This is a genomic window from Microbacterium sp. HD4P20, from assembly GCF_019449275.2.
Lineage (GTDB): Bacteria > Actinomycetota > Actinomycetes > Actinomycetales > Microbacteriaceae > Microbacterium.
On sequence record NZ_JAHZQZ020000008.1, the window covers coordinates 56162 to 65281 of the forward strand.

Annotated in this window: 10 protein-coding genes and 3 tRNA genes; 7 read left to right on the forward strand and 6 right to left on the reverse strand. The window is 68.3% G+C overall.

Features of this window, described 5'->3' with window-relative positions:
- Positions 1–17 precede the first annotated feature (17 nt).
- Positions 18–899 (forward strand): alpha/beta fold hydrolase, encoded by an 882-nt coding sequence (locus K0817_RS02035; RefSeq protein WP_219979701.1) that lies wholly within the window; start codon positions 18–20, stop codon positions 897–899.
- A 30-nt stretch (positions 900–929) separates the two neighbouring features.
- On the opposite strand, the gene K0817_RS02040 is transcribed toward K0817_RS02035, so the two are convergent.
- Entirely contained in the window at positions 930–1346 is a 417-nt protein-coding gene (locus K0817_RS02040; protein WP_219979702.1) for a MarR family winged helix-turn-helix transcriptional regulator, read from the reverse strand.
- Positions 1347–1477: 131 nt separating this feature from the next.
- Between K0817_RS02040 and K0817_RS02045 the strand changes: the two genes are divergently transcribed.
- From K0817_RS02045 to K0817_RS02055, 3 genes are all read left to right on the forward strand, one after another.
- A complete protein-coding gene (locus K0817_RS02045) occupies positions 1478–1984 on the forward strand; it encodes a redoxin domain-containing protein (protein ID WP_219979703.1) in 507 nt (168 codons plus the stop codon).
- Between the two features lie 136 nt (positions 1985–2120).
- Complete coding sequence (locus tag K0817_RS02050) at positions 2121–2936, forward strand: alpha/beta fold hydrolase (protein ID WP_219979704.1); 816 nt, start codon at positions 2121–2123, stop codon at positions 2934–2936.
- A 1-nt stretch (position 2937) separates the two neighbouring features.
- Complete coding sequence (locus tag K0817_RS02055; protein WP_219979705.1) at positions 2938–3498, forward strand: dihydrofolate reductase family protein; 561 nt, start codon at positions 2938–2940, stop codon at positions 3496–3498.
- 66 nt (positions 3499–3564) lie between these two features.
- On the opposite strand, the gene K0817_RS02060 is transcribed toward K0817_RS02055, so the two are convergent.
- The gene (locus K0817_RS02060; protein ID WP_253735122.1) at positions 3565–4746 is read right to left on the reverse strand and encodes a sensor histidine kinase; all 1182 of its coding nucleotides are present in this window, start codon (positions 4744–4746) and stop codon (positions 3565–3567) included.
- A gap of 167 nt (positions 4747–4913) precedes the next feature.
- Here K0817_RS02060 and K0817_RS02065 point away from each other — a divergent pair, with 167 nt between their 5' ends.
- Positions 4914–5243, forward strand: coding sequence for a cupin domain-containing protein (locus K0817_RS02065; protein ID WP_219979707.1), 330 nt, complete (start codon positions 4914–4916; stop codon positions 5241–5243).
- A gap of 118 nt (positions 5244–5361) precedes the next feature.
- Here the strand turns inward: K0817_RS02065 and K0817_RS02070 are convergent.
- The 3 genes from K0817_RS02070 to K0817_RS02080 form a co-directional block, all read right to left on the reverse strand.
- Positions 5362–5434: transfer RNA gene (locus K0817_RS02070), tRNA-Phe, on the reverse strand.
- Positions 5435–5520: 86 nt separating this feature from the next.
- A tRNA-Asp gene (locus tag K0817_RS02075) sits at positions 5521–5594 on the reverse strand.
- Between the two features lie 20 nt (positions 5595–5614).
- A tRNA-Glu gene (locus tag K0817_RS02080) sits at positions 5615–5687 on the reverse strand.
- Between the two features lie 186 nt (positions 5688–5873).
- Here K0817_RS02080 and K0817_RS18655 point away from each other — a divergent pair.
- Complete coding sequence (locus K0817_RS18655) at positions 5874–7307, forward strand: M23 family metallopeptidase (RefSeq protein ID WP_219979708.1); 1434 nt, start codon at positions 5874–5876, stop codon at positions 7305–7307.
- Between the two features lie 103 nt (positions 7308–7410).
- Here K0817_RS18655 and ppa read toward each other — a convergent pair whose 3' ends face one another.
- Entirely contained in the window at positions 7411–7944 is a 534-nt protein-coding gene (gene ppa, locus K0817_RS02090) for an inorganic diphosphatase (protein ID WP_219979709.1), read from the reverse strand.
- Positions 7945–8115: 171 nt separating this feature from the next.
- On the opposite strand from ppa, the gene tilS reads away from it, so the two are divergent.
- Complete coding sequence (gene tilS / locus K0817_RS02095; protein WP_219979710.1) at positions 8116–9111, forward strand: tRNA lysidine(34) synthetase TilS; 996 nt, start codon at positions 8116–8118, stop codon at positions 9109–9111.
- Positions 9112–9120: the final 9 nt, after the last annotated feature.

Here is a 9120-nt window from a genome sequence, read left to right on the forward strand (position 1 = left end):
GATGCGACGATCGATGTGTGACCATTCCCGCTCTGACCCAGACCATGACCTGGAACGGCCGCACCGTGGCGTGGGATCGGCTGGGCGACGGCCCGCCATTGGTGCTGCTGCACGGAACGCCCTGGTCCTCCGCGCTCTGGCGACCGATCGCCGATGCGCTCGCCTCGCGGTTCACCGTCTACCTGTGGGACATGCCCGGGTACGGGGCATCCTCGAAGCAGCCGGACCACGATGTCGATCTGGGGACGCAGAGCCTGCTGTTCGCCAATCTGCTCGAGCACTGGGGCCTGGAACGGCCGCACGTCATCGCCCACGACTTCGGTGGGGCGGTGGCTCTCCGCGCACGGCTACTTCACGGCGCTCGCTACAGGTCGCTGTGCCTGGTCGACGTCGTCGCCCTCGCTCCATGGGGATCGCCGTTCTTCACTCTGGTGAAGCAGCACGCCGACGTGTTCGCGCAACTGCCCGCCGCGGTGCATCGGGGAGCCGTCGAGGCCTATGTGCGCGGAGCGAGTCACCGCGGTCTGCGCGACGACGACCTCGACATGCTGGTCCGGCCGTGGACGAGTGATGAGGGGAGGGCGGCCTTCTACCGCCAGATCGCGCAGGCGGACGAGCGATTCACGAGCGAGGTGGAGCCGGACTACGGCCGGATCGATGAGCCGGTCCACATCGTGTGGGGCGCCGACGACACCTGGATCCCGGTCGATCGTGCCCACCGGCTGCAGGCGGCGATCCCGCACGCGTCGCTCGCGGTGATCGAAGGTGCCGGTCATCTGATCCAGCTCGATGCGCCCGCCGCTCTGGCGGCTGAGCTCACCCGATGGGCCGAAGGGATGCTGCGCGCCACGCCCGCGGGGCGGCCGGCGCACGCCCGGCCTGCGGACCTCCGGCCCTGAAGGCGGTGAACGTGCCGCCTCGTGGGCGGGTCAGTCGGTGTCGCGTTCCTTCGAGCGCGTCACGATTGTGCGCAGGTGGTGGCGCAGTTGCGGCAGGGCGTCGTCGCCCAGTTCGTCGGACCAGCGCGCCGCCAGCTCGGAGCTGATGCGCGCGGCGTCTTCGCACAGGCGCGCGCCGCGTTCGGTGAGCGACACCAGGATCGCGCGACGGTCGGTGTCGGAGGGCGCCGTCACGACGTACCCGTGGGATTCCAGATCCCGCACAGTCATGCTCATCGCCTGACGGCTCACGCCGCTTCGTTCTGCCAGCGTCGAGATCGCCGTGCCGGCTGGATCGATGTGCATGAAGACCGGAACGTGCGTGACGCGGATGGCGGGATGCCCCTGTGCTGCCAGCTCGGAGAGCGCGGTGGTGGTGACGATCGAGGCTGCGCTCATGAGCAGCATCCCGAGATCGTCCCGGGCACTCTTCGCGAACGACGCGATCTCTCGCTCGAAGATTGCGCAACTCCCTTGACAGTTTAGGCAACATGGTTGACGATCTGTGTATCTCATCCGAAAACAGAGAGCGAGTCGTCGTGAACACCACCCTAGAGACAGGCCTGGCGTTTCCGGCGCTCGATCTCGTGAGCGCTTCGGGCGCGGAGTCGTCGCTCGCCGCGCAGATCGGCGGTCGCATCGCCGTCGTGCACGTCATGCGCTCGAGCAGCTGCCCGGTGTGTCTGGCGCATGCCGCGGCACTGCAGCGGCTGCTCGACAGCGGAGCGCTCGGTGACACCGTCGCCGTGCTCATCGCCCCCGGCGGTGTGGAAGAGGCGAAGGACGCCGCAGCTCGCGCCGCGCGACGAAGCCCGTCGGCCGAAGTCTTCGCGAGCGAGAGCGCGCATGCCGTGCTGGGCCTGGGCACCGTCGCGCTTCTGCAGCAGTCGGCGACGATCGTGGTCGATTCGGCCGGCGTCGTCCGCTCGGTGCGGGCAAGTACGCTGCCCATGGGTTCCTTCTCCGCCGACGAGGTGCGCACCGCGGTGGCCGACGCCGCGCGGGATGCTGCGGCGCGGGGAAGGATCGAGCCGGAGCGCCTCTGACCCACGGGGGAATGACTTCTGGCACCCGGCGGCGCCTCGATTCCCTGTCGCTTCTGTACAAGACCGATGCCTCGGCGGCTCCATAACCTCATCTCGTCGCGGTGATCGGCACCGCGGAACGAACAAGGAGAACACAATGCCCGAAGGCACCGTGACATCAACCGACGGCACCACCATCGCTTTCACGGCATGGGGTGACGGCGACCCGATCGTGATCGTCGACGGCGCGACCGCCCAGCGCGCCACCACCCCTGAGAACGCAGAGACCGCCGAGCTGCTTGCCGACGAGTTCCTCGTGATCAATTACGACCGTCGCGGGCGTGGCGAGAGTGGCGACACCTCGCCCTACGCCGTCGAGCGCGAGTTCGAAGATCTGGCCGCGATCATCGAACACGCCGGTGGAGGGCGGCCCGCGACCGTCTTCGGGTGGTCGTCGGGGGGCAACCTCGCCCTCAATGCCGCCCAGGCGGGTGTCCCCATCGCGCGGATCGCCCTGTTCGAGCCCAATGCGGCGATCGACGATGTCCGCCCCCCGTTGCCAGACGACTACGTCGAGCGTCTCGACGCCGCCGTCGCTGACGGCCGTCCCGGTGACGCGGTCGCCCTGTTCATGACCGCAGCAGTGATGATGCCGGAGGAGATGGTCGAAGGGATGCGCGGAGAGGACTGGTGGGCAGGGTTGGAGGCGATCGCTCCCACGATCGCCTACGACGGCCGCCAGGTCGGCGACGCCTTGTCGGGCAAGCCACTGCGTGCCGAGCTCTGGAACAGCGTCGACGTCCCCGTGCTGGTGATGCACGGCACCGACACCTGGCCGGCGATGGCGGCCGGCGCCCGTGCGATCGCCGCTCATCTGCCCACGGCGACCCTCAAACCCGTGCCCGGCCAGGAGCACAGCACCACGCCGGAAGTGCTCGCGGCGGAGCTGCGCGCGTTCATCAAGGAGAGCTGACATGGGAAACATCGTGCTGACCGAGTTCATCTCCGTCGACGGCGTGGTGGAGGCACCGGGCGGCGAGGACTTCAAGTATCCGAACTGGACGTTCGAGTTCGACCGCGGGCCCGAAGGTGAAGCCTTCAAGGAACGTGAGGCGCTCGCCGCGGCTGCTCTTCTGCTCGGCCGCAAGACCTACGAAGGATTCGCCGGAGCGTGGCCGCAGTATGAGGGAGAGCTCGCGGACAAGTACAACACCATGCCGAAGTACGTCGTCTCCCGCACTCTCACGGATCCGAAGTGGACCAATACCACCGTTCTGAACGGCGATCTGGTGGAGGATGTCTCACGCCTGAAGCAGCAGATCGACGGCGAGATATCCGTCGCCGGCAGCATCCAGCTCGCGCAGAGCCTGCTCGCCCACGACCTCGTCGACGAGATCCACCTGATGGCGTCGCCGGTCATCCTCGGCCACGGCCGCACCCTTTGGGCGAAGACACCCGACAAGAGCGCCTGGACGCTGACGGACGCCACCGTCTTCGGCGACAGCACGCTCGTCACCATCTACCGGCGCCGATGAGGGCTACGAGGGACCGCGCATGAGCCGGTCCCTCGTAGCTGCCGGAGTCGCCTCTCCTGCGGCCGATCACGCATCCCGCAGCCTCGGCGCTTCCCGTGGAATGAGCGCTGTGATGGTGAATCCGGCGCGCGGTGCGGACTCCACCATCAGCATCCCGCCGGCAAGCTCCACGCGCTCACGCATACCGGTCAGGCCGTGACCGGGTGAGACCCGCGTCGTTCCCTCGCCATCGTCGAGGATGTCTACCCGGGCTTCGCGCATCGTGACGACCACCCGGATCTGAAGCGATTGCGCATGGGCATGCCGCAGGGTGTTCGTGATCGACTCCTGGACACACCACACGATCACCGCAGTCTGCCTCGGTGTCAAATGTGTCTCACCCTCCACCTTCACGGAGACATCGAGTCCGGGGGCGCCTGAGGCAAGCTCACCGAGCGCCGAGGCGAGATCCGATGGAGTCGCCCGCATCTGGGTGACCGCGTTGCGAACGGTCGCCATCAGATCGTTCGCGATGGCTCGCGCCCGAAGGATGCGGTCATCCTGAGCTGCACGATCCGTCAGATGTGACGCGACCTCGAGCTCCAGGGAGAGGGCGGTGAGCTGGTGCCCCGCCACATCATGCAGGTCGCGGGCAATCCGCAACCGCTCGGCCTCTCTCGTCGAGACCTCGAGCAAAGCGGCTGTCGATCGCAATTCCGCGTGGGCGACCGCGAGGTCTTCTCGGGCTTCTGCCTCGCTGCGCGCCGTGTACACCACGAGGGCGCCGAAGATCTGGGAGATGCCGAAGACGGTCACGTTCACGACAAGGTCAGCAACGGGCCACCCAGCCAGAAGCCCTGCGATGCCGATCACGCAGGTCTGACCAGCGATCACGGCAGATACCGCTCGCCATGGCCAGAAGAAGGATGCCATCGTCGCGGTCAGCACGAACAGCAGAGCGGCCGCCCCCTCGGTGGCGAAGAGCAAGACGAGCAGAATGCTCAGGGCGATGAGCGAGCCGATCAGACCACTCCGTGGGGTCCAAGGAGGACTGGGAAGGTAACCCTGGATCGCCAGGACAATCACGCCGAACGCCGCATAGGCGATCCACCAGACGACGGGGTGAGCCGGACCTGCCGCCATCACGGCGACGCTGTCCAGGACCGCGACGACACCGACTGCCAGAGCGAAGACGATGCTTGCGAGGGCGAGCCCGATCCGGACAGTTCCCAGCCGCTTCGATTCAGGAGTCTTCGGATTCGGAACCATGTTGGCGACCGTAGTCGGTGCCGGACCGTCAAGGTCCACTGCCCCTCGTTCGGCGCGAGGTCGGCACGAGATCTGTGCCGTGACTTTCAGCACTTCCAGGGCCCAACGCGTTTGCCTATCGTCGCAGTGCCCGCCCGACGCGACAGAGGAAGGAAAGGGGACGCCCGATGACGACGACAGCGGTGGAACTGGCTGAGAACGCAAGCCTGGAGGGCTACCTGATCGGTTCACAGGTGAGCATCATCCGCGAGCACGAGCTCACACCCGGGGCAGGGCCGAAGCTACACCGTCACCCGTACACAGAGACGTTCGTCATACACAGGGGCCGCGCTGCGTTCACCGTCGGCGATGAGCAGCTGATCGCCGTGGGTGGTCAGGTGCTTGTCGTGCCGCGGCTCGTCCCGCATCGTTTCGAGGTGCTCGAAGGGGGCGTCTACGAAGCGACCCACATCCATGCGAGCGACCGCTTCGTCACGGAGTGGCTGGAGGAGGGCTGAACGGGAACCCGAAGTGCCACGCCGATCCACCGGCGGTTCTCGGAAGTAGGAAGCGATCCCAGTACTCTCGGGGGAATGGAAGAAACCCCCGTGCGTAGAAGCCGCACGAGGGTCCCAGTGGCTCCGACCGGCATCGATCCGGTGACCTTTCGATTTTCAGTCGAACGCTCTACCAACTGAGCTACAGAGCCTCACGGCATCCGTTTCCGACGAATCGGACGTGCTTGCCGCGTCCTAGACGAAAGGCCCTCTCGAAAAAGGGCCCGTCGCTGTGGAGCGACCCTGACGGGACTTGAACCCGCGACCTCCGCCGTGACAGGGCGGCACGCTAACCAACTGCGCTACAGGGCCATGATATTGAATTGTGGGTGTGACCCCAACGGGATTCGAACCCGTGCTACCGCCGTGAAAGGGCGGCGTCCTAGGCCGCTAAACGATGGGGCCGGGATGAACCCGTGGGGCTCACTCACCGAGGGTCAAGCATACGCAATGCACCTGGATTACGCCAATCGAGGGCGTGGCGTGCTTGTGTGCGACGTGGAGCGGGTCCACACTGACAGGGTGACGCCGCCCCGGAGCGGCGCTCTGCGCGTCGACGTAACGGTTGCGGATGTGACTGATGTTGCTAGTGTGAAACGAGTCGACGTGCGAGGGGAGGACCGGGTGGACGCCGATCAGGCTGCCGTGCAGGCCTCCGAGGAGTGCGACTGCGCACCGTCACCGCGCGAGCGCCGGCTGCTGTGGCCGTCGATGTCTCGTCGCAGCGCCCTCGGCCTCGGGGTTCTGGGGCTGGCCACGGTCGGCGCATTCAGCAGCCCCTTCGTGGCACCCGCGTTCGCCGCTGACTACCCGTCGTGGCCCGAGGTCGAAGCCGCCAAGGCCAACGAAGCCGCGAAGGCGGCAGAGGTCGCGAAGATCCAGGGGATCATCGCCGGCATGGAGGCCGATCTCGCTGCCAAGCAGCAGGCGGCGCAGGTCGCGGCCGACGAGTTCTATGTGGCGCAGCAGCAGTATTTCGACGCCGCACTGCGCGCCGATCAGCTGCAGCAGCAGGCCGACGAGCAGGGCGCGGCTGCGGTGGATGCCGCGAACAAGGCCGGCCGCGTCGCCGCCCAGCTCTACCGCAACGGCGGCGACGACACCTCGCTCGAACTCTTCTTCGCAGGCTCGGCCGCATCGGCCGACGACCTGCTTGCACGACTGGGCACGATGGACAAGCTGGTCCAGCGCAACCAGGACGTCTACGCCCAGGCGGTCACAGCGCGCAACTCGGCACAGAGCCTCAGCACGCTCGCCGAAGAGCAGCGGGTCGAGCGCGACCGACTGCAGAAGATCCAGGAAGAGAAGATGATCGCCGCTCAGGAGGCGGCGCTTCAGGCGCAGGCCGCGCTCGACGAGCAGAACGCGTACCGCGGGCAGCTCGAGGCGCAGCTGGCCGCCCTTCAAGACACCGCGGCCAAGACGGTCGCCGCCTACCAGGAGGGCGAGCGCATCCGCAAGGAGCGCGAAGCGGCCGAGAGAGCGGCCCGCGAGGCGGCTGCCCGAGCCGAGGCAGAGCGCATTGCCCGCGAGCAGGCCGCGAACGCCGGCGGTGGTGGCGGTGGTGGCGGCGGCGGTGGCGGTGGGAACGGCGGCGGCGTCGTCGGAACCGGCTGGGCACGCCCGTCCTCGGGCTGGCGCAGCTCAGGCTATGGTCCCCGCTCGCAGGTGTGCGGCCAGAACGGCTGCTCCAGCTCCTTCCACTACGGCGTTGACCTGGCTGCCGGTTGCGGTGCGGGCATCTACGCCGCTTCCGCCGGTCGCGTCGTGTACGCCGGCTACAACGGCGGCTACGGCAACTACATCAAGATCGACCACGGCGGCGGCATCGGCACCGGCTACGCGCACATCCGTCCGGGCGGCATCTTCGTCGGCTACGGACAGTGGGTGAACGCCGGCCAGCTCATCGCCAGTGAGGGCAACACCGGCAACTCGTACGGCTGCCACCTGCACTTCGAGGTCTACGTCAACGGCGGAACGACGAACCCCATCTACTTCATGGCGGATCGCGGCGTCGGCGTCTGACCCGCATCGCCACGAAAGAAGCGGTCCCCGCACCCAGAGGCTTCGAGCGACGCGCCAGCGGCGCTCGGAGGGGGAGCGGGGACCGCTTCTCGCATGTCAGGTGTCAGAGCGTGTTCGGCGCGACGCCCTCACCCTGGGTCTTGGTCTCGCCCTCGTGCTCGGCGAAGCGGTCGAACGCCTCGGACACCAGGCGCTCGGCCTCAGCGGCCCCGGCCCAGTCGTCGACCTTGACCCACTTGTCGGGCTCGAGATCCTTGTAGTGCTCGAAGAAGTGCTCGATCTCTTTACGGGTGTACTCGGGGATCTCGGCGACATCCTGGATGTGCGCCCAGCGCGGGTCCTTGGCGAGCACGGCGACCACCTTGTCGTCGCCGCCGGCCTCGTCGCTCATCTTCAGCACGCCGACCGGGCGCACCTTTGCCAGGATGCCGGGAGCGAGGTCGTGGTCGAGCAGTACGAGCACGTCGAGTGGGTCGCCGTCCTCGCCGAGGGTGTTCTCGAAGAAGCCGTAGTTGGTGGGGTAGCCCATCGGCGTGAAGAGGATCCGGTCGAGGAAGACGCGACCGGTGCCGTGGTCGACCTCGTACTTGATCTTGCTGTTGCGCGGGATCTCGATGACGGCGTCGTACGCGCCCATAGTGGTGCTCCTTCGGAAGACGGGGGATGCCGCCGACCAGCCTAGTCGCGGGCCCCGCGTGCACTAACTCCGGATGACGCGGCGCCCGAAGCCGCGACACGCCGTCGATCCGGCGGCCCGACTTGCACCCATCCGGAGTTGGGGACGGGATGCCACCGGTACGGTGGGCGGGTGGATGAGCGCCGACCCGGTCTGGACCCCGCCGTCGCCGAAGTGCGGCGCGCGGTCCGCGGCGCGCTGGGCGGCATCCCGGCCGGCTCGACGGTGATCGTGGCGCTCTCGGGCGGCGCCGACTCGCTCGCCCTTGCCGCCGCGACGGCGTTCGAGGCGCCGAAGCTCGGCCTGCGGGCCGCGTCGGTGACCGTCGACCACGGCCTGCAGCAGGGATCGGCGGATGCCGCGGCCGCAGCCGCGCGCACCGCCAGCGCCCTCGGGCTCGATGCGCTCGTCGTCCGCGTCGATGTGGACGGGTCGGGCGGCCCGGAGGCGGCCGCCCGCGATGCCCGGTACCGCGCGCTGTGGGATGCCGCGCGGGATGCCGGTGCGGCGGCGGTCCTTCTCGGCCACACGCTGGAAGACCAGGCCGAGACGGTGCTGCTCGGATTGGCCCGCGGAGCGGGCGCGGCCAGCCTGCAGGGCATGGCCGAGACCGGCGATCTCGACGGCGTGCGACTGCTGCGCCCGCTCCTCGGAGTCCGGCGCGCGACGACCCGAGCCGCCTGCGCGGCCGAAGGCCTTGTGCCGTGGGACGACCCGCACAACGCCGACCCTCGCTTCGCGCGCGTGCGCGTGCGCGAGAGGGTGCTGCCCGTGCTCGAGGCGGAGCTCGGCCCCGGCATCGCCGAGGCACTCGCCCGTACCGCGGCGCAGCTGCGCGAAGACGCGGCGGCCTTCGACGAGATGATCGACGAGACGATCGAAGACATCGTCGAGCACGCCGAGGCCGGGATCTCGGTCTCGGCCGCCGCGCTCGCGGCGAACCCGGCGGCGCTGCGGCATCGCATCATCCGTCACGTCGTGGCCAGCGAGTTCCACGAGAGTCTCACCCGCGCCCAGACGCTCGAGGTGGCACGGCTGGTCACGGACTGGTCGGGGCAGGGCCCGATCGACCTTCCCGGATGCCGCGCCCGCCGATCCGGCGGACGCATCGAGTTCGTCGCCCGCTGACCCCCAGCA